Consider the following 19,702-nt stretch of genomic DNA (forward strand, 5'->3'; position numbering starts at 1 on the left):
CGGCAAGCCGGCTCCCACAGTGAACCCGGTCCGAAAGGTTCCAGGGTTCCTGTGGGAGCCGGCTTGCCGACGATGAGGTCAACTCCGACAGCCAGGCCTGACGCCACCTGCATTGCAAGGTAAACTTGCCACCCCCGCAGGAGTCGCCATGAACTATCGTCACGCCTTCCACGCCGGCAACCACGCCGACGTTCTCAAGCACATCGTGCTGACCCGCCTCATCGCCCTGATGTCGCGCAAAGAACAGCCGTTCGCCTATATCGACACCCACGCCGGCCTTGGCCTGTATGACCTGCAGGGTGATCAGGCGACCCGTACCGGTGAATACCTCGAAGGTGTTGCCCGCCTGTGGAATCGCGATGACCTGCCGGCCGTCACCGCCGATTACCTGCGCATCATCAAGCGCATGAACCCCGATGGCGAGCTGCGCTACTACCCAGGTTCCCCGGAGCTGGCGCGGCGTCTGATGCGCCAGCAGGACCGCGCGCTGCTCAACGAGAAGCATCCCGAGGACGGCCCGCTGCTCAAGGACAACATGAAGAAGGACCCGCGGGTGGTCGTGCACCTGGGCGAGGGCTGGCATGTGCCCCGAGCCTTGCTGCCGGTGCAGGAAAAGCGCGCCGTGATGTTGATCGACCCGCCCTTCGAGCAGGCCGATGAGCTCAAGCGCTGCACCGTGGCGATGAAGGAAGCGATCGGCCGCATGCGCCAAACCGTCGCGGCGATCTGGTACCCGATCAAGGACCAGCGTTCCCTGACCCGTTTCTACCAGGACCTGACCAGCACCGGCGCGCCCAAGCTGCTGCGGGTCGAGCTGTACGTGCATCACCAAGACAGCCCGCAGGGGCTGAACGGCTCGGGCCTGGCCATCGCCAACCCGCCGTGGGGCCTGGAGGACGAGCTCAAGGAGCTGCTGCCCTGGCTGGCCAAGGAGCTGGCGCAGACCGCCGGCAGCTTCCGCATGGATTGGCTGATCGCCGAATAATCTTGATTGCCTGTGCTGGCCTCATCGCCGGCAAGCCGGCTCCCGCAGATACACCATCGCCCTTGAGGCCTGCGCTGTACCTGTGGGAGCCGGCTTGCCGGCGATGAGGCCGGTACAGGTTGCCGCGTTGCGCATATGTTTGCGTTATAATCCCGCCCTTTAGCCGCCGTCCGCCCATGAGGCCGTCGGCGCATCTCTACCGAATGAAGAGGCTAGACCCTTGGCATTGACGATTCTTGGCCTGTCCGGCGCCCTTAGCCATGACCCTTCCGCGGCCCTGTACATCGACGGCAAGCTGATTGCCGCCGCCGAAGAAGAGCGCTTCGTGCGTGACAAGCATGCGAAGAACCGCATGCCCTACGAGTCGGCGAAGTTCTGCCTGGAGCAGGCCGGCATCAAGCCGTCCGACGTCGACGTCGTGGCCATCCCGTTCGCCCCCATCAGCCTGTTCGGCAAGGCACGCTGGCATTATGCCAAGCGCTACTGGTACGCCCCGGACCGCGCCCTCGACGCGATCCTGATGGGCAACCGTCGCTACAAGCGCTACCGCAAGAAGATCGTCTGGTGCCTGGAGCAGCTGGGCTTCGACCCGAAGAAGATCAAGATCGAACCGGTCGAACACCACCTGGCCCACGCCTCGAGCGCCTACCACTGCTCGGGCTTCAAGGAAAAGACCGCGATCCTCGGCATCGACGGCAAGGGTGAGTACGCCACCACCTTCTTCGGCTACGGCGAGAACGGCAAGATCCACAAGATCAAGGAGTTCTACGACCCGGACTCCCTGGGCGGCCTGTATGGCGCGATCACCGAATTCCTCGGTTTCGAAATGCTCGACGGCGAGTTCAAGGTCATGGGCATGGCCCCGTACGGCGATGCCAGCAAGTACGACTTCTCCCGTCTGGCCAGCTTCGAGAACGGCGAACTGGTGATCAACACCGAATACGCCAACGTCATTGGCCTGCGTCGCTATAAAGAGAAGGGCAAGGGCTTCTACTTCTCGCCCAAGCTGATCGAATGGCTGGGCCCCAAGCGCGAAGGCGACATCGCCGACGAGCCGTACATCCACTACGCGGCGAGCATGCAGGCGCTGTTCGAGAAGCTCGCCCTGCAGATGATCGACCACTACCTGGGCGACACCCTCAAACAGACCGGCAAGCTGGCCTTCGCTGGCGGCTGCGCGCTGAACGTCAAGCTCAACCAGAAGATCATCGCCCGCCCGGACGTCAAGGAGCTGTTCGTGCAGCCGGCGTCCGGCGACGCCGGTACCGCGGTCGGCGCCGCAGCCTATGTGTCCCACGCCCGTGGCGTGCCGGTCGAGAAGATGGAACATGTCTATCTCGGCCCTGCGTACTCCAACGAAGACGTGATCGCCGCCTGCGCCCGCCACCCGAACGCGCCCAAGTGGCGCAAGCTCGACGACATGCCGCAGCGCATCGCCAAGATCATGGTCGATGGCAACCCGGTGGCCTGGTTCCAGGGCCGCATGGAGTTCGGCCCGCGCGCCTTGGGCGGTCGCTCCATCATTGGCTGCCCGAGCGTGCCGGGTGTGGCCGACCGGATCAACGAGCAGATCAAGTTCCGCGAGCGCTGGAGACCCTTCTGCCCGTCGATGCTCGACACCGTCGCGCCGCAGATGATCAAGGTCGACCACCCGGCGCCGTTCATGACCTTCACCTTCGAGGTGGCCGAGGAGTGGAAGACTCGCGTGCCTGAAGTGGTCCATGAGGACGGTACCTCGCGTGCCCAGGTCCTCAAGCGCGAGTACAACCCACGCTACTACGACATGATGAAGGCCCTCGAGGACCTGACGGGCAACGGCGTATCGCTGAACACCTCGCTCAACCGTCGTGGCGAACCCATGATCTGCTCGCCGACCGATGCCCTGAACATGTTCTTCGGCTCGGACCTGCAGTACCTGATCATGGAAGACATCCTGGTGGTCAAGGATGGCGCAGCGCCTTATGACCAACCGCTCTGAACGGCGCGTCCTGCAGTTCTGCCATGGCTATGACGGGCCGTTCCTGGACTGCGCCCGTCAATACGCCAGCCTGTTCCAGGGGCGTGGCTACCAGGTCACCACGGTCTTCTTGACCGGCAAGGCCGACCCCCAGGTCGCGGCCGGCTGCGCCTCGGACGAGGTGTTGTTCCTGGAGTTCAGCTCCAAGGCCGTGCGCGGCCTGAAGCTCGGGGCCATTGCGGCCCTGCGCAAGATCGCCGCCGCGCGCAACTTCAGTTTTTGTATCGCCCACCGCTTCAAGCCGATCTACGTGGCGCTGTTGGGCACCGGCTTGCCGGTGATCGGCGTGCACCATGCGTTCGGCGACTACCAGCGCAGGGGCCGGCGCCTGTTCGCCAACCTGTATCGCAAGCGCCTGAGCTTGCTGGGCGTCTCGGATGCGGTGCGCGACGACATGCGCCGCTGCCTGGCCAACTGGCCGGCCGAACGTATCCAGACCTTGTACAACCGGATCGACGTACAGGCCCTGCAGGCGAGCCTTGTGCCCCGTGCAGAAGCGCGCCGGGCCCTGGGGCTCGACCCGCAGGCCTGGATCGTCGGCAACGTCGGGCGCCTGCACCCGGACAAGGACCAAGCCACCTTGCTGCGCGGTTTCGCCCAGGCGCTGCCGAGCCTGCCCGCCGGTGCGCGCCTGGCGATCCTGGGCAAGGGCCGTCTGGAAGAAGCGCTCAAGGCCCAGGCCATGGCGCTGGGCATTGCCGGGCAGGTCGATTTTCTCGGCCAGGTACCCAATGCCCGTCGGTATTTCCAGGCGTTCGATGTGTTCGCCCTGAGTTCGGATCACGAGCCGTTCGGCATGGTCCTGCTGGAGGCCATGGTCGCGGGCGTACCCTTGCTGGCCACGGCCTGCGGCGGTGCCCAGGAAGTGGTCGAGGGCGTGGGCGTGTTGTTCCCGTTGGGTGATGCCGGCCAGCTGGCTCAGGGGCTCAAGCACATGGCAGGGCTCGATGCGTCGCAGCGCCAGGCATGCGCCGAACATATGCTGCAACGGCTGCACCAGCGCTTTTCCGACCAAGCCGTGCGCGACGCCTTCTGGGCGCTGCCGCAGGTGCGTGCACTGATGGCGGAGGCGTGATGCTCAATCGTATCCGGGCCTTTCGCGAACGCGGTTGGGCGCCTGTCGACGCGGCCACCTACGCCGCTGCCTGGCAGCGTTTCGGCGGCAGCGTCGTGACCCATCCGCTGGTGATCGAGCAACTGGCCGATCTTGCCCAGATCCCGGTGCGCTACCTGGGCTGGCACCACGATGGCGAGCTCAAGGCTGCGATTCCCACCTGGGGCCGGCACCTGGCGCTGTCCAAGGACGTGCTCAAGCGTCACGGCAAGAAAGGCCTGTTCGACCTCGGCAACGCCGAGATCATCCTGCCGGCTGCCGGTGATGCCGGGGCGCCGCTACGCCATGCCGCGCGTTACCTGTCGGAGCTGAACCAAGGCAGGTTCACGGGCCTCAAGGCGCAGCCCGAGCAACTGGCCATGGCGCGCGCCCACGAAGACCTGTCCAAGAAGTTTCGCTACAACCAGCGCCGCGAGTTGCGCCTGCTGGAAGAGGCGGGCGGCGTGGTGCGGCCGATCAGTGATTTCTCCGCCGCTGAAATCGCCGCGATGTACTGCGACCTGTTCCAGCGTCGCTGGGGGTTCCCGGCCACCGGCGCAGCGCGCATGGCCGAGGTGCTGGAGCGCCTGCGCGAGCTGTTGATCGGCTCGGTGCTGCTGCTCGACGGCGCCCCTATCGCCATCCAGCTGGTGTACCGGGTCGAGGCGCCGGAGTGGGTCAGTGTCGAGTACGTCAACGGCGGCGTGGACCCCGAGACCAAGGCCTTCAGCCCTGGCAGCGTGTTGAGTTTCCTCAACACCCAGGCCGCCTGGGAAGACGCTCGAGCGCGCAACAAGCCGTTGCGGTTCTCCTTCGGTCGCGCCGATCGCGAATACAAGGACCGTTGGTGCAACCCTGTGCCGGTGTTCCAGTCATGAGCCGCAAGCAGCAGCTGCTCAAGCGCCATCGACGCAACAAGCGCCTGGGCCTGTTGGCAGGCCTGGTCGCGCTGGTCGCCCTAGGGGTATTCGGCTGGTGGTGGCTGCCGCTGCTGCTGTTGCCGCTGCTGTGGGTGGCGCATGAGGCCTGGTTCGCCGACCACCTGTTCTATTCGCCCGCCGAAGACTACGCCTACCGTTTCGGCGACCAGGCTCGCCAGGTTGCCGCCAGCCTTCGCGATGGTGTGCTGCAGGCCGAGGTGGCCTTGGCCGGGGATGAAACGCTGATTCTCGAAGTGCGGGTGAAAAGCAGCTGGCTAGGCCGCTGGCTCGACCCGCGCGTAGAACTGCTCGGCGAAGCGCAGCAGGACAGCCAGGCCTTCGAGCGTGGGGTGGATGGCGTGCGCTTTCTCAACCTCACCGGCTTCGCTGCGCCGCTGATGGCCGGGGCGTTGCGCCTGCGTGGCCGGCATTGCCGATTGATCGGTGCGCCGCGCCTGTGGATAACTCCGTCGGTCGAGCTGAGCCAGCGCCGGATCATGGTCATCGCCCCCCATGCCGACGACGCCGAGCTGGCTGCCTATGGCCTCTACAGCCAGGCTGACGAAGCCTGGGTGGTCACCTTGACCGCAGGCGAGATCGAAGCCGAGCACTATCAACAGATGGGCCTGCCCAAGGCCGAGGCGGCGCGGCTCAAGGGCCGACTGCGCGCCTGGGACAGCATTGCCGTGCCGCGTTGGGCTGGAGTGCCCGAGGCACGCTGCGTCCAGCTGGGCTATTTCTGCCTGCAATTGCCTGCGATGCAGGCGGCGCCGGAGCAGCCGGTGGGGTCGCGCGAGGCGGACTTGGCCGATACCCGCCCGTTCCGCCGTTTCAATGCCTTTACGTTGCCGGGCGACGCCGACGGCGCACCCACCTGGCACAACCTGCTGGCTGACCTGCGCGCCCTGCTGGAGCAGGCCCGGCCGCACGTGCTGGTGATGCCGCACCCGCAACTCGACCCGCACCCGGACCACATCTGTGCCCAGGCCGCGGTGCACGAAGCCTTGCAGGGCCTGGACTGGCAGCCCGAAACACAGCTGTACTACGCCAACCACCTGCACGACAACGACCGCTGGCCCATGGGCGACAGCGGCGATGGCGTGGCCTTGCCGCCGCAGTTGAGCGCCGAGCAGGCCTGGGCGCCCTACAGCCGGGTCCTGGACCTTGCCACCCAGCGCGACAAGGCCATGGCGTTGGGCATGATGCATGACCTGCAGCCGCCCGCGCCGTTCAAACGCCGCCTGCGGCGGGTGCTGCAACGCTGGCTGGCCGGGCGCAAACCCTCGGCCTACGGCGAAAACGAATTCTTCCGCAAGGCGGTTCGCCGCCACGAACTGTTCTGGCATTGCCCGCGCGAGCGTGACGAATGATTGATGGCGCACAGAACCCAAGGAAAGCAATGAAAGTCCTATTTCTGGTGCAGAAGGAGCAGCGGGCGATCCTGGACCGCCTGTACGACGGCGTCGCCGCCCACTGCGACTGCGACCTGCGCTGGCTGACCAGCGAGGACCAGCGCAACCTGCGTCGCTACTTCAAGCGTGAAGTCGATGTCACCCGCTACGACCGGATCGTGTTCTTCCTGCGCTTCAAGCAGGAAATCCGCCAGGTCGGTTTCATCCGCACCGTGCCCAACCTGGTGATCCTCGAGCACGATGCCTACCAGAACTACATTCCGTGCAAATACACCGGCAAGTTCAGTGCGCACTACCGTCACCTGCCGTGGGCGCGGGTGATCAGTTCCGGCTACATGGTCAGCGAGCGCCTGCGCCAGGAGGGTTTCGACGCGGTGTTCGTGCCCAAGGGCTATGACGAACAGCTCCTCACCGACCAGGCGCGCGAACGCGATATCGAGCTGGCCTTCGTCGGCAGCACCGGCAGCGTGGCCTACAGCGGCCGCAAGGCGTTGCTCGATGAGCTCGGCCAGGTGGAAAACCTGGTGGTCACCCGCACCAAGTCGGGCGAGGACTACTGCAATACGCTCAACCGCATCCGTTTCTTCGTCAGTGCCGACGTTGGCATGGGCGAGTACATGATCAAGAACTTCGAGGCCATGGCCTGTGGCTGCGTGCTGCTGGCCTATGATCAGGGCGAGGCGGAAAACCGTGCCCTGGGCCTTGAAGACATGCACAACGTGGTGCTATACGACAGCGTCCCGACGCTACAGGAAAAACTGCGCACGCTACGGCAGGACGCGGCGTTGGCCGCGCGCATCGCTGCCAACGGTCGGGAGCTGGCGGTTTCGCGCTTCAGCTTCGCCCAGGTGGGCCGTAGCATCGTCGAACACATGGAACCTCCGCTGCGACCGCAGCCACCTCTGAGCGCCTGGCAGCGGCTGCGCCTGAGGCTGGGGTTCTGAGCAATGGCGCGCCTGTCGCAGGGAATGCGTGAGTCGTTGATAGCCCAAAGGTGGAGGGAGCCCCGTGCGCTTCTCTGAGAACAGTGATATCACCGTGGTCGTGACCAGTTGCGGGCGTTTCGACCTGCTCAAGGAAACGCTCGAGAGTTTCGACCGATACAACACCGCGCCGATCCGCGAAGTCTTCATCACCGAAGACTCCGGGAACGATGCAGTCCACGATGCTGTACCGATGCACTGGAAGCCCCACTGCACGGTCTTCGTCAATCGGCCCAAGCTGGGCCAGCTGCCCTCCATCGACCTGGCCTACGGCCAGGTGAAGACGCCGTACATCTTCCATTGCGAAGACGACTGGCGCTTCTACCGGCAGGGGTTCGTCGAGGACTCTCGCGCGATCCTCGAGGTTAGCCCGGACCTGTTGCAGGTCTGGCTGCGCAGCCATGCCCATGACCTGGCGATCCATAGCCCGTATATCCACCTGGGCGACCGCCAGGTGATCGCCGGCGTGCCGTGCTACCCGCTGCTGTCCGACAAGGCCGAATGGCAAGCATTTTCGCTCAACCCAGGGCTGCGCCGCCTAAGCGATTACCAGCGCTGCGCGCCGTTTGCCGCCTATTCTGGTGAGAAGGCGCTGTCGCGACGCTACGCCGAGTTGAACCTGGGGGCGGTCACCCTGGAAGGCGACGCGGTGCTGCACACTGGCTTCGGCAACCACGTGACCCTGCCCGAGGAAGTCCAGCGCAAGGCCAAGCGGCGCAAGCGGGACCGCCAGAAACTGATACTCACGCTGTTGGTGGGTTTGGTGGTCGGCACCGGGATCGGTTTTCTTGTCGGTTGAAGCGGCGTGCCTGATGGCCCATTCATTTTCCAGAGGGGCGTAACCCGATGAACATCGTCAATGTGATGTGGTCGGGCGGTCCGCAATATACGTCCATACACACGGTTCACCGGCAGGTGCTGGGGCATGCCCCGGCCGATGTGCGCGTGAGCAATTGGCTGTTGCTCGGTGAGCAGGGGTGCGGTGGATTGGGTGAAACACGCACCTGGAACCTGCCGCAACGGGCGCTCAAGGGGCGCATGCCGGAGCGCCTCATGGTGCCCTGGTTGCGCCTGCGCCTGCGCGCGGCCTTGCGCCAGGCGCAGCCTGACGTGTTGCTGCTCGATGGCCTGGGTGTCGCGCGCTTGATGCTGCCGCTGCTGCGTCAGTTGCCCGGTGTTCGCGCGGCGGTCCTGTTCCATGGCTCCACCCGGCTACGCGGCAGTGACATAAGCCTGTTGCGCAGTATGCCTCGTGAGCGTCTGTCCATCGCCGCGGTGTCCGGCACTCTGGCCCGCTCGCTCGAGCAGGAGCTCGGCCTGCCAGTGCGTACCTTGCGCATTGCCATGGACCCGGCCGTGTTCTGCGGCCAGTTGCTTGCGCGCAATGCCGCCAGGCAGACGCTTGGCCTCCCTGCCCAGGATGAAGGCCGCGTGCTGTGCGCCGTGGGCCGGTTGGTGGAAAGCAAAGGCTTCGAAATGCTGATCGAGGCCTTCGCCAGGGCGCGCGAGCACCAGCCCAACCTGCATTTGATGATCTTCGGCGATGGCGAGCTGCGCGATCGCCTCGCGGCGCGGATCCAGGCACTGGGGCTCGACGCCAGTGTGCGGCTGTGCGGTTACAGGCCGGACATTTCCCAGCTGTACCGAGCCTTCGATGGCTTGCTGCTGCCTTCGCGCTCCGAGGGGCTGGGGCTGGTGTTGCAAGAGGCGGTGTTGGCGGATATTCCAGTTATCTGCAGCGATCTTGCAGTATTTCGCGAACAACTGGGCGAAGTCGATTGCTACTTGCCGGTCGCTGACGTCGAGGCCTGGAGCCAGGCCATTGCACGCTGCGCCAGCTTTGATCCCCAAGCCACAGCGGCGGTCCAGCGGCGCTCCCTGGCGCCGGAGCAGGGCTGGCAAGCGTTCTTGGCCGGGGTCGCCAGCCTGTTGGGGCGCTAGCCCTGAAGCAGGGCGGCCTCCAAGGCCGCCAGCGGGAACTGCTCGGCGAGCTTCTCGCGCTCGATATAGCGCGCCATGTGCTGCACATTGCGGCGCACCATCCGCGCCGGCAGCGGCGCGCGCAGGAAACGCATGTCCGCGACGTCGATCAGGCCCAGGCGCTGGTCAGGCGTCATCACCACGTTGCCCAGGTGCAGCGAGCGAAAATAGATGCCTGAACGGTGCAGTTGGCGGATCAATTCGACCAGTTGCGGCAGCAGGCCATCCCAGCTGAACCCCGGCTCGCGGGACAGTTGCAGCAGCGTCTGGCCCGGCAACGGCCGATAGAGCACGGCGGTACGCCCTGGCAGGTCGAGCTTGTGATGGCTGATCACTTCCAGCGTGGGAATTCCCATTTGTGCCAGGCGCGCGGCGTTATCGATGAAGCGCCGCGAGTAGGGGCGCAGCAGCGCAGATGAAATCAGACGCTTGCGACGAAAAACCTTGAGGATATTTCCATCCCCAAGCAGGTAGACTTTGGCGCCGTGGCTATCTGCCTCTAGAACCTTGGCGCCGAGTGTCAGCTGATCGAAGTCGACCTGGGAGAGCCGGGAGCATTGCATGGGTAGGGCCTTGTCGTCTGGCAAGCAAAAATGACCGGCAATAATGCCGAAAATAAAGCCTCAGTACCATGATGACGGGTTTGGATTCTTTTGGGGGAGTGATGTTGTACAAGAAAAACTGGGCCCAGGCGTGGCTTGGGTTCGGCTTCGTATGGTTCCTTGCCGGTATCGCCTTGGCACCGAGCAACAAATTGTACTAACAGGGCATGATTCTTTTTCTCCACGCTCGCCATGCAGTTCGATGCCGCCAGCCTCACCGATACCCCGCGTGCCGAATGGTTCATCAGCTGGCTGCCGGTGGGCCTGGCCATGCTGTTGCCCTGGGTGCGTGCCGAAAACGACGCCTGTGGTAAAATTCCCGGTTCAACCTGAACAGCGAGCTCGATGATGGCCGAAACACCGCTACCGGCGGAGCATACCTCCAGCCTGAAGATCTATTTCCGGCTGCTGAGCTACGTCAAACCCTACATCGGCATTTTCCTGCTGAGTATCGTGGGTTTCGTGATCTTTGCCTCGACCCAGCCGATGCTGGCCGGGATCCTGAAATACTTCGTCGATGGGCTGAGCAACCCGCAAGCGGTGCTGTTCCCCAATGTCCCCTACCTGCGCGACCTGCAACTGCTGCAGGCCGTGCCGCTGCTGATCATCCTGATCGCGGCCTGGCAGGGCCTGGGGTCGTTCCTGGGCAACTACTACCTGGCCAAGGTCTCCCTGGGGTTGGTGCATGACCTGCGGGTGCAGCTGTTCAACAAGCTGCTGGTGCTGCCCAACCGCTATTTCGACAACCATAACTCCGGCCACCTGATCTCGCGCATCACCTTCAACGTGACCATGGTCACCGGTGCGGCGACCGATGCGATCAAGGTGGTGATCCGAGAAGGCCTGACCGTGGTCTTCCTGTTCGCCTACCTGTTGTGGATGAACTGGAAGCTGACCCTGGTGATGGTCGCCATCCTGCCGGTGATCGCGGTGATGGTGAGCACCGCCAGCAAGAAATTCCGCAAGCAGAGCAAGAAGATCCAGGTCGCGATGGGTGATGTCACCCACGTGGCCTCCGAGACCATCCAGGGCTACCGCGTGGTGCGCAGCTTCGGTGGCGAGGCCTACGAGGAGCGACGCTTCCACAACGCCAGCCAGGGCAACACCGAGAAGCAGCTGCGCATGACCAAGACCGGCGCGCTGTACACGCCGTTGCTGCAGTTGGTGATCTACAGCGCCATGGCATCGCTGATGTTCCTGGTGCTGTTCCTGCGCGGCGATGCCTCGGCGGGTGACCTGGTGGCCTATATCACGGCTGCGGGCCTGCTGCCCAAGCCGATCCGCCAGCTTTCGGAGGTCAGCTCGACCATCCAGAAGGGCCTGGCGGGTGCCGAGAGCATCTTCGAGCAACTGGACGAGAAGCCCGAGGTCGACACCGGTACCGTGGAAAAAGACCGCGTGGAAGGCCGCTTGGAGGTGCGCAACCTCAGCTTCACCTACCCAGGTACCGAGCGCCAGGTGCTCAGTGATATCAGCTTCACCGCCGAGCCTGGGCAGATGATCGCCCTGGTGGGGCGCTCCGGCAGCGGCAAGTCCACCCTGGCCGCGCTGATCCCGCGCTTCTACCACCACACCAACGGGCAGATCCTGCTCGATGGTGTGGACATCGAGCAGTATCGCCTGCGCAACCTGCGCCGCCATGTGTCCCAGGTGACCCAGCATGTCACCCTGTTCAACGACACGGTGGCCAACAACATCGCCTACGGCGACCTGGCCGGCGCGCCGCGCGAGGACATCGAGGCCGCCGCCGCCGATGCCTATGCCAAGGAGTTCATCGATCAGTTGCCCAAGGGCTTCGACACCGAGGTCGGCGAGAACGGCGTACTGCTTTCCGGTGGCCAGCGCCAGCGCCTGGCGATCGCCCGCGCTCTGCTGAAGAACGCACCGCTGCTGATCCTCGACGAGGCGACCTCGGCCCTGGACACCGAGTCCGAGCGTCATATCCAGGCTGCCCTCGACCATGTGATGCAGGGGCGTACCACCCTGGTGATCGCCCACCGCCTGTCGACCATCGAGAAGGCCGACCTGATCCTGGTCATGGACCAGGGGCGCCTGGTCGAGCGCGGTACCCATGCCGAGTTGCTTCAGGCAAATGGCCATTATGCCCGCCTGCATGCCATGGGCCTGGACGCGCCGGAAAAGGCTGACATCACCTGATCTCCCCTGGCTCGGGGCCGTACCGGCCCCGATCATCATTGGTAACGTACAGATCGACGCTGGCCGTAAAGCCGTCACCGACCCTGTGCTAATATCCTGCCCCTGTTCATTATTTTCATATGGGTTGCCCATGAAGTTGTCCATGCCGCGTTTCGATCAAGCCCCGGTTCTGGTGGTCGGCGATGTCATGCTCGACCGCTACTGGCATGGCGGTACCTCGCGGATTTCTCCCGAAGCCCCGGTGCCGGTGGTCAAGGTCGAGCAGATCGAGGATCGCCCCGGTGGCGCGGCCAACGTCGCATTGAACATCGCGGCCCTGGGCGCGCCGGCCTCGCTGGTTGGCGTGACCGGCCAGGACGAGGCCGCCGACAGCCTCGCCAACAGCCTGCACGCAGCGGGTGTGCGCTCGGTGTTCCAGCGCATCGCCCACCAGCCGACCATCGTCAAGCTGCGGGTCATGAGCCGTCACCAACAGTTGCTGCGCATCGATTTCGAAGAGCCGTTCGCCACCGACCCGCTGTCGCTGGGCGAGGAGGTCGATGACCTGCTCGAAGGCACCAAGGTGCTGGTGCTGTCGGACTACGGCAAGGGTGCGCTCAAGAATCACCAGAGCCTGATCGAGGCCGCGCGAGCCAAGGGCATCCCGGTTCTGGCCGACCCCAAGGGCAAGGATTTCTCCATCTACCGCGGCGCCAGCCTGATCACCCCGAACCTCAGCGAGTTCGAGACCATCGTCGGTCGCTGCGCCGATGAGGGCGAACTGGTCGCCAAGGGCCTGCAATTGCTCCAGGAGCTCGACCTGGGCGCACTGCTGGTGACCCGTGGCGAGCATGGCATGACCCTGCTGCGCACCGGCCACCCAGCGCTGCACCTGCCGGCGCGGGCCCGTGAAGTGTTCGACGTCACCGGTGCCGGCGATACCGTCATATCCACCCTGGCTGCGGCCATCGCAGCCGGCGAGGATCTGCCCCACGCGGTGGCCCTGGCCAACCTCGCGGCCGGCATCGTGGTCGGCAAGCTGGGTACGGCGGCCATCAGTGCCCCTGAACTGCGCCGTGCGATCCAGCGCGAAGAAGGCTCCGAACGCGGTGTGCTGACCCTCGATCAACTGCTGCTGGCGATCGATGATGCCCGCGCGCACAACGAGAAGATCGTTTTCACCAATGGTTGCTTCGACATCCTCCACGCAGGCCACGTGACCTACCTGGAGCAGGCGCGGGCCCAGGGCGACCGCCTGATCGTGGCGGTCAACGACGATGCCTCGGTCAGCCGCCTCAAGGGCCCTGGCCGGCCGATCAACAGCGTCGATCGGCGCATGGCCGTGCTGGCAGGCCTGGGCGCGGTGGACTGGGTCATCAGCTTCCCCGAAGGCACGCCAGAGAACCTGCTCAGCCAGGTCAAGCCAGATGTGCTTGTCAAAGGTGGGGACTACGGTATCGACCAGGTGGTTGGCGCCGATATCGTCAAGGCCTATGGCGGCACCGTGAAGGTGCTGGGGCTGGTGGAGAACAGCTCGACCACGGCGATCGTCGAGAAGATCCGCAAGAACTGAGGCCGAGCCTATCGCCGGCAAGCCGGCTCCCACCTGCCCTGCGCTGCTTTCAGAGGCGCCGCGGTACCTGTGGGAGCCGGCTTGCCGGCGATGGTCTGCGCAGCAGCCCGACCCTACTTGTGCAACGCTCGTTGCAGCAGCGCCCGCGCCTTGTCGCCGAAGCGCTGCAGGTGAGAGGCCGGCTCCATTCGGTGTTCCTCCAGGCCCTGCTGCCTGATCCAGTCCTTCCAGCGAATTCGCTCATCCCCGACCACCCAGCCGTCTTGTCGAGCAAAGCTCTCGGCCAGGTATAGGCCACGGGTGCTGGCCCGCACCAGTTCGTCCTTCTTCAAGGTATAGAGCTCGGCGGTTGGCTGGCCATCGACCAGTGGCATCAGGTACAGGTCCGGCCGCTTGCGATTGAGCCGTGCTACCAGCTGGTCGCCTTCGAGCCGCTCGTCCACATGGAACAGGCTGAGCGACTTGGCTTCCCGGGGCACCTGCAGGCGCAGGTCGTAGATCAGCTGCAACGATGCGGTGGGCAAGTGCACATAGGCACGGGGCCGTTCCAGCAGCATCAGGTTGCCGCAATGCACCGGGCGCGCCGCGCCGGACTCGGGCGTTAGCACGAACGGCAGGGCTTCGCGGTAATGCAGCGCGTCGGCATAAGGCGCGGGCAGCCAAGTGTCGTTGAAGCGCCCGCCGAGCCAGCCCTCCGGGGTTTCCAGCAGGCATTCCTCGGCCACTTCCTGAATGGCGGTATGCAGCGGCAGGTTGATCTCCTGGGCGGGCACGTAGCCTGAGATCAGCTTGAGCACCACGTCGCCGCGGTCCTGCCGGCGCTGACGCACCAGCACCCAATAGTCGCGGTTTTGCCAGTGCAGCGTCAGACGCACCGAAACTCCCAGGTTGGCCAGCTCGACCACGAAACGCTCGTGGTCTGCCAGCTCGATGGCCTTGCGCCGCTGCTGTACCTGACCGAAGTTCAATGGCATCCCGATGCTCTGGTAGGTCAGGCCGTCGGGTGTGGCTTCGACGTGCAGCGGCAGGGTCTTGAAGTTGCTCGGGTTCTTGCGGATCAGCGTTCGCGGCACGAGGCTCCTCCTTGCGTTGGGCGCCCGCCAGGGCGACTCAAGGCTGGCCCAGGATTCGGGCGACGGTGGCCACGTTATGGGCCAGGTGCAACGGGTTGATGGTGCCGACGATAGCACTGCTCACCCCAGGGTGGGCGAACAGCAGCTCGAAGCTGGCCTGCACCGGATCGACCCCTGGTGCCAGGCAGATATGCCCGCTGGCCAGGGCCTTCTTCACCAGGATGGCCTTGCCGTGTTCGGCAGCGTAGTCCAGTACCGGGCGCTCCGCCTGCTCGTTGAGGTTGTAGGTGACCATGGCGCAATCGCCTTGTTCCAGGGCCTTCAGCCCACCCTCCACGGTCTTGCCGGACAGCCCGTAGCCGAGGATCTTGCCCTCCTGCTTGAGTTCGGCAAGGGTCTGGTAGACGCCTTGTTGCTCCAGGATCTGCACGTCATTGCCGTCGGAATGCACCAGCACCAGTTCGAGGTGGTCGGTTTCCAGACGGCGCAAGCTGCGCTCCACCGATAGGCGAGTATGGGCGGCACTGAAGTCGAAGTGCGACTGGCCATTGTCGAATTCCTCGCCCACCTTGCTGACGATCACCCAGTGGTCGCGCTGGCCGCGCAGCAAGGGGCCCAGGCGTTCCTCGCTGCGACCGTAGGCCGGCGCGGTGTCGATCAGGTTGATGCCCAGCTCGCGGGCCTGCGCCAGCAGCAGGCGCGCTTCGTCATCGCCTGGGATGGTGAAGCCATTGGGGTATTTGACGCCCTGGTCGCGGCCGAGCTTGACCGTGCCCAGGCCCAGCGGGGAGACCTTCAGGCCGGTGCTGCCCAGCGGCCGCAGGAAATCGTGCAGGGTCGGCAGGCTCATGGCAGCAGTCGCTCCCAGGCAGGTACGCCGAGGGCGGGGCGAGGCAGGTCGGCAAGGTCAGGTTGCGCGGCGGGGCGGATACCGTCGCGCTCCAGGCTCGCCAGCACGCGGTCGGCGAAGTCGGGCGCCAGGGCCAGCTTGGTCGGCCAGCCCACCAGCAGGCGCTGCTGCTCTGCGAGGAAGGCGTTGTCCGGGCGGACCAACCCGGATTGCGCGGGTTCGGCGCGATCGACCCGCAAGGTGGCCCAGCGCACCTGGCCCTGGTCGACCCAAGGCAACAGGCTGGCGATCTCCTTCTGCGCCGCGGCGATCTGCTCGGCAGGTTCGCGTGCCACGCCTTCCGCCTCGGCCAGGTCGCCACCGAGGTACCAGACCCATTGGCCATCGTGGGCCGGGTGGGTGGTGACGGTGACACGCGGCTTGGGCCCGCCGCCCAGGCAGTGGGCATACAGCGGCTTGAGGTTCGGCCCCTTGGCCATGACCATGTGCAGCGGTCGGCGCTGCATGGCCGGCTGCTCCAGCCCCAGCGCCTGGAGCAGGGCTTCGGTGCCGGCACCGGCACTGAGCACGATACGCTGGGCGCGTATCTCACGGCCATCCACGCGCAGGCCGAGCAGTTCGTCGCCCTCGCGCAGTGGCTCGATGCGTTCGCCGGCCAGCAGGCTGTCACCGGCCAGTTCGGCCAGGTTGGCGAGCAGGCTCGGCACGTCGACGACCAGCTCGGCCAGGCGATAGACCTTGCCCTTGAAGGCGCGATCCTGCAGGGCAGGGGGCAGTTGCTCGCCCTTGACCTGGTCGACCCGGCCACGCACGGCCTTGCTGGCGAAGAAGCTGGTGAGGTTGCCCGCCAGGGTACCGGGGGACCACAGGTAGTGGGCCTCGGACAGCAGGCGCGTCTTGCCCAGGTCGAGTTCGCCATTGCCGGCCAACGCCTCGCGCCAGCGGCGCGGCATGTCGGCGATGGCCTCGGAGGCACCGGTCAAGGCCCCATGCAGGGCATACTTGGTACCACCATGGATGATGCCCTGGGACTTGATGGTCTGCTCGCCACCGAGGCTTGCGCGTTCCACCAGCACCGTCGAATACCCCAGGCGCCGCAACCTTGCGTTGAGCCAGAGGCCAGCGACCCCGGCGCCGACGATCAGCACGTCAGTGGAAATGGCAGATGGCATGCGAGCACCTCTAGAACTGGGACAGTTGCCCAGTATACAGGCTGTGGACGCGTGCGGGCCTCATCGCCGGCAAGCCGGCTCCCACAAGCAACGGCTCCGTTCCTGTGGGAGATCACCCAGCCCTTCCGGGCTGCGCTGATCCCGTGTAGGCGCGGGCTTGTCCGGCGATAGGGCTGCAGCGACGATAAAGCCGATGCCAGTCAGTGGCCGGCCGTCTTGGAGAACAGCTGGATCACCACCACGCCACCGACGATCATGGCCATTCCCAGCATGGCCGGCACATCCAGTTTCTGCCCATAGATCACCAGAGCGGCGACGCTGATCAGCACGATACCCAGGCCCGACCAGATAGCGTAGGCGATGCCCACCGGAATGCTGCGCACCACCAGGGTCAGCATCCAGAACGCCACGGCATAGCCACAGACCATCAGCAGCAGCGGCAATGGCGTGCTCAAGCCCTTGACCGCCTTCATGGAAGCGGTGGCGATGACTTCGGCGCAGATGGCGATGGCCAGGTAGGTGTAGGCATTCATGATCGGGGTCCTCCGTTGCTGGGTGGGCATTCTAGACTTTCGTCGGATGGGGTAAAGTCATTACCTATCTGCTATGGAGATAGGTTGCATGGCCCAACAGTGGGATCTCGACCAATTGCGCACCTTCTTGCGGGTCACCGAGCTGCGCTCGTTTTCCGCTGTCGCCCGGGAGCAGCACAAGGCACAGTCGGCGGTCAGCAATGCCATCGCGCTGCTGGAGGCGGACCTGGGCGTGACCTTGTTCGAGCGCAGCAGCGGCCGCCAGCCGCGGCTGACCGAAAGCGGGGCGGCCCTGCTCGAGGATGCGCGGGAATTGCTGCGCCAGTGCGAGCGCCTGGATGGCCGGGCCCTGGCCCTGATGCGTGGCCAGGAAGCCTTGTTGCGCGTGGCCCAGGATGAGGCCATGCCCTACCAGCCGGTGATCGACAGCCTCGACGAGCTGGCCAGCCGTTTCCCCTTCCTGGAAGTACAGGTGGCCAGCGGCGCCCAGGGCGACGTGGCGCGCAAGCTGGTGGAGCGTCGCGCCGACCTGGGGTTGTTCTTTCATCACGAGCGCATTCCCGCGTCGTTGGAGCGCCGCGCCCTGGGCAGCGTGGAGATGGTCACCGTATGTGCCGTGGACCATCCGCTGGCGGGCGAGCGGAAGGTGACTCGCCAGCAGTTGGCTCGTCACCGGCAGTTATTGATCACACCGCAGCAAAGCGGCTACCCCGGGGGCGAGGCGATCAGCCCGCAGGTGTGGCGCGCCGACAGCTTTTATGCCATGGCTGAGCTGCTGATGCGCGGGCTGGGCTGGGCCTGGCTGCCACGGCATGTGGTGCAGTACCCGACCTACCAGGCGCAGATGGTCGAACTCGACAGCGAGTGGCGCCCGCCTGCGCTGGTCGTCGAACTGGCCTGGCGCCGCGACCAGCCCCTGGGGCCGGCGGCGCAGTGGCTGGCCGAACGCTTTGCCGTGCACCTGCGGGCCATCGGCTGAGAGGCGGTGCCCGACAGGTCTTTTCGTGCAGTTCCTAGTACACTGCGTCGCCATGAACAGAACCCTCTATACCCTGCTTTTCCACCTGGGCCTGCCGCTGGTTGCGCTGCGCCTGTACCTGCGTGCGCGCAAGGCGCCGGCCTACGGCCAGCGCATCGCCGAGCGCTTCGCTTGCAAGCTTGCGCCGATGCGCCGGGACGGCATCTGGGTGCACGCGGTGTCGGTGGGCGAAAGCATCGCTGCCGCGCCGATGATCCGCGCCTTGCTCAAGGCTTACCCGGACCTGCCGGTCACCCTGACCTGCATGACGCCCACCGGTTCGGAGCGGATCCGCGCGATGTTCGCCGACGAGCCGCGAATCCAGCATTGCTACCTGCCTTATGACCTGCCTTGGGCGGCGGGGCGCTTCCTCGATCATGTCCGGCCGCGGTTGGGCATCATCATGGAGACCGAGCTGTGGCCCAATCACATCCACCAGTGCGCCAAGCGCGGCATTCCGGTGGCCCTGGCCAATGCGCGGCTGTCCGAGCGTTCGGCCCGTGGCTATGCGCGTTTCGCCGGTCTGACCCGGCCGATGCTGGCCGAGATGAGCCTGATCGCAGTGCAGACCGAGACCGAGGCGCAGCGTTTCCGCAGCCTGGGCGCACGGCCTGAGTGCGTGCAGGTGACCGGCTCGATCAAGTTCGACCTGAAGATCGACGCGCAGCTTCAGCCGCGTGCCCGTGATCTGCGTGAGCGCTGGGGGGCCGGCGAGCGCCCGGTATGGATCGCGGCCAGTACCCACGAGGGTGAGGATGCATTGATCCTCGAGGCCCACCGGCAACTGCTACAGGCCCATGGCGATGCGCTGTTGGTGTTGGTGCCGCGCCATCCCGAGCGGTTCGATGCGGTGCATGGCCTGTGCCAAGCGCAGTTCACCACCGTGCGACGTTCTTCCGGCGTGCCGGTAGAAGCCCAGACCCAGGTCTTGCTCGGCGATACCATGGGTGAGCTGTTGTTCCTCTATGCCCTGGCCGACATTGCCTTTGTCGGCGGCAGCCTGGTGCCCACCGGTGGGCATAACCCGCTGGAGCCGGCGGCACTGGCGTTGCCGGTACTCACGGGCCCGCACGTGTTCAACTTCCTGGAAATCAGCGCGATGCTGCGCGAGGCGGGGGCGTTGCAGGAAGTGGACGATGCCAGCGGCTTGGCCGGGGCGGTACGTCGGCTGGTCGAGTTGCCCCAGGATGCCCGGCGCATGGGCGAGGCGGGCAGGGCGGTGATGCTGGCCAACCAGGGGGCTTTGCAGCGGTTGCTGGATGGGCTGGGGAGGCTGTTGACGTAAGTGGATGCTGGGGGCTGCTGTGCAGCCCAATCGCGGGACAAGCCCGCTCCCACAGGTCCGCTGTGACGCC

17 protein-coding genes and 1 pseudogene are annotated in these 19,702 nt (G+C 65.4%); 13 read left to right on the forward strand and 5 right to left on the reverse strand.

What is annotated here, in order from left to right; translation table 11 throughout:
• The first annotated feature begins 148 nt into the window (after nt 1-148).
• The 8 genes from ACNFG0_RS02605 (at nt 149) to ACNFG0_RS02640 (ending at nt 9,351) form a co-directional block, all read left to right on the forward strand.
• Nucleotides 149-985, forward strand: a complete 837-nt coding sequence (locus tag ACNFG0_RS02605) for a 23S rRNA (adenine(2030)-N(6))-methyltransferase RlmJ (protein ID WP_196145098.1) — start codon at nt 149-151, stop codon at nt 983-985.
• A gap of 220 nt (nt 986-1,205) precedes the next feature.
• Nucleotides 1,206-2,963 (forward strand): carbamoyltransferase, encoded by a 1,758-nt coding sequence (locus ACNFG0_RS02610; RefSeq protein ID WP_196145097.1) that lies wholly within the window; start codon nt 1,206-1,208, stop codon nt 2,961-2,963.
• Nucleotides 2,947-4,077 (forward strand): glycosyltransferase, encoded by a 1,131-nt coding sequence (locus ACNFG0_RS02615; RefSeq protein WP_416763953.1) that lies wholly within the window; start codon nt 2,947-2,949, stop codon nt 4,075-4,077. Before ACNFG0_RS02610 ends, ACNFG0_RS02615 begins: the two co-directional genes overlap by 17 nt.
• Nucleotides 4,077-4,973, forward strand: a complete 897-nt coding sequence (locus tag ACNFG0_RS02620) for an antimicrobial resistance protein Mig-14 (protein ID WP_416763954.1) — start codon at nt 4,077-4,079, stop codon at nt 4,971-4,973. Before ACNFG0_RS02615 ends, ACNFG0_RS02620 begins: the two co-directional genes overlap by 1 nt.
• The gene (locus ACNFG0_RS02625; RefSeq protein ID WP_416763955.1) at nt 4,970-6,385 is read left to right on the forward strand and encodes a PIG-L deacetylase family protein; all 1,416 of its coding nucleotides are present in this window, start codon (nt 4,970-4,972) and stop codon (nt 6,383-6,385) included. The genes ACNFG0_RS02620 and ACNFG0_RS02625 overlap by 4 nt, the downstream gene beginning before the upstream one ends.
• 29 nt (nt 6,386-6,414) lie before the next feature.
• On the forward strand, nt 6,415-7,371 hold the full coding sequence (locus ACNFG0_RS02630; protein ID WP_196145093.1) for a glycosyltransferase family protein: 957 nt from the start codon (nt 6,415-6,417) through the stop codon (nt 7,369-7,371).
• A gap of 64 nt (nt 7,372-7,435) precedes the next feature.
• The gene (locus tag ACNFG0_RS02635; protein WP_196145092.1) at nt 7,436-8,209 is read left to right on the forward strand and encodes a glycosyltransferase family 2 protein; all 774 of its coding nucleotides are present in this window, start codon (nt 7,436-7,438) and stop codon (nt 8,207-8,209) included.
• Between the two features lie 47 nt (nt 8,210-8,256).
• Nucleotides 8,257-9,351: a glycosyltransferase gene (locus tag ACNFG0_RS02640; protein ID WP_416763956.1), complete on the forward strand. Its 1,095-nt coding sequence runs from the start codon at nt 8,257-8,259 to the stop codon at nt 9,349-9,351.
• On the opposite strand, the gene ACNFG0_RS02645 is transcribed toward ACNFG0_RS02640, so the two are convergent.
• Nucleotides 9,348-9,953 carry a toluene tolerance protein gene (locus tag ACNFG0_RS02645; RefSeq protein ID WP_196155238.1) on the reverse strand — a complete coding sequence of 202 codons (606 nt, stop codon included), beginning with the start codon at nt 9,951-9,953 and terminating at the stop codon, nt 9,348-9,350. The genes ACNFG0_RS02640 and ACNFG0_RS02645 overlap by 4 nt on opposite strands.
• Before the next feature lie 216 nt (nt 9,954-10,169).
• On the opposite strand from ACNFG0_RS02645, the pseudogene ACNFG0_RS02650 reads away from it, so the two are divergent.
• The 3 genes and pseudogenes from ACNFG0_RS02650 to hldE all read left to right on the forward strand — a co-directional run.
• Nucleotides 10,170-10,325: pseudogene (locus ACNFG0_RS02650) on the forward strand (polymerase); the annotation flags it as partial.
• Between the two features lie 15 nt (nt 10,326-10,340).
• A complete protein-coding gene (gene msbA, locus ACNFG0_RS02655) occupies nt 10,341-12,149 on the forward strand; it encodes a lipid A export permease/ATP-binding protein MsbA (RefSeq protein WP_416763957.1) in 1,809 nt (602 codons plus the stop codon).
• 130 nt (nt 12,150-12,279) lie between these two features.
• The gene (gene hldE / locus ACNFG0_RS02660; protein WP_196145088.1) at nt 12,280-13,701 is read left to right on the forward strand and encodes a bifunctional D-glycero-beta-D-manno-heptose-7-phosphate kinase/D-glycero-beta-D-manno-heptose 1-phosphate adenylyltransferase HldE; all 1,422 of its coding nucleotides are present in this window, start codon (nt 12,280-12,282) and stop codon (nt 13,699-13,701) included.
• A 113-nt stretch (nt 13,702-13,814) separates the two neighbouring features.
• Here hldE and ACNFG0_RS02665 read toward each other — a convergent pair whose 3' ends face one another.
• The 4 genes from ACNFG0_RS02665 to ACNFG0_RS02680 all read right to left on the reverse strand — a co-directional run bounded on the left by ACNFG0_RS02665 (nt 13,815) and on the right by ACNFG0_RS02680 (nt 17,329).
• A complete protein-coding gene (locus ACNFG0_RS02665; protein ID WP_416763958.1) occupies nt 13,815-14,774 on the reverse strand; it encodes a metal ABC transporter ATPase in 960 nt (319 codons plus the stop codon).
• A gap of 37 nt (nt 14,775-14,811) precedes the next feature.
• Nucleotides 14,812-15,624 (reverse strand): aldo/keto reductase, encoded by an 813-nt coding sequence (locus ACNFG0_RS02670; RefSeq protein WP_416763959.1) that lies wholly within the window; start codon nt 15,622-15,624, stop codon nt 14,812-14,814.
• Nucleotides 15,621-16,796: an NAD(P)/FAD-dependent oxidoreductase gene (locus ACNFG0_RS02675; RefSeq protein ID WP_416763960.1), complete on the reverse strand. Its 1,176-nt coding sequence runs from the start codon at nt 16,794-16,796 to the stop codon at nt 15,621-15,623. Before ACNFG0_RS02675 ends, ACNFG0_RS02670 begins: the two co-directional genes overlap by 4 nt.
• A 200-nt stretch (nt 16,797-16,996) precedes the next feature.
• Nucleotides 16,997-17,329 (reverse strand): DMT family transporter, encoded by a 333-nt coding sequence (locus tag ACNFG0_RS02680; protein ID WP_084854115.1) that lies wholly within the window; start codon nt 17,327-17,329, stop codon nt 16,997-16,999.
• An 88-nt stretch (nt 17,330-17,417) separates the two neighbouring features.
• On the opposite strand from ACNFG0_RS02680, the gene ACNFG0_RS02685 reads away from it, so the two are divergent.
• Entirely contained in the window at nt 17,418-18,308 is an 891-nt protein-coding gene (locus ACNFG0_RS02685) for a LysR family transcriptional regulator (RefSeq protein WP_196145083.1), read from the forward strand.
• A 52-nt stretch (nt 18,309-18,360) separates the two neighbouring features.
• Nucleotides 18,361-19,632 (forward strand): lipid IV(A) 3-deoxy-D-manno-octulosonic acid transferase, encoded by a 1,272-nt coding sequence (gene waaA / locus ACNFG0_RS02690; protein ID WP_416764001.1) that lies wholly within the window; start codon nt 18,361-18,363, stop codon nt 19,630-19,632.
• The last annotated feature ends 70 nt before the right edge of the window (nt 19,633-19,702 follow it).

It is taken from the genome of Pseudomonas sp. NY15372 (genome assembly GCF_048068215.1).
Classification (GTDB): domain Bacteria; phylum Pseudomonadota; class Gammaproteobacteria; order Pseudomonadales; family Pseudomonadaceae; genus Aquipseudomonas; species Aquipseudomonas guariconensis_A.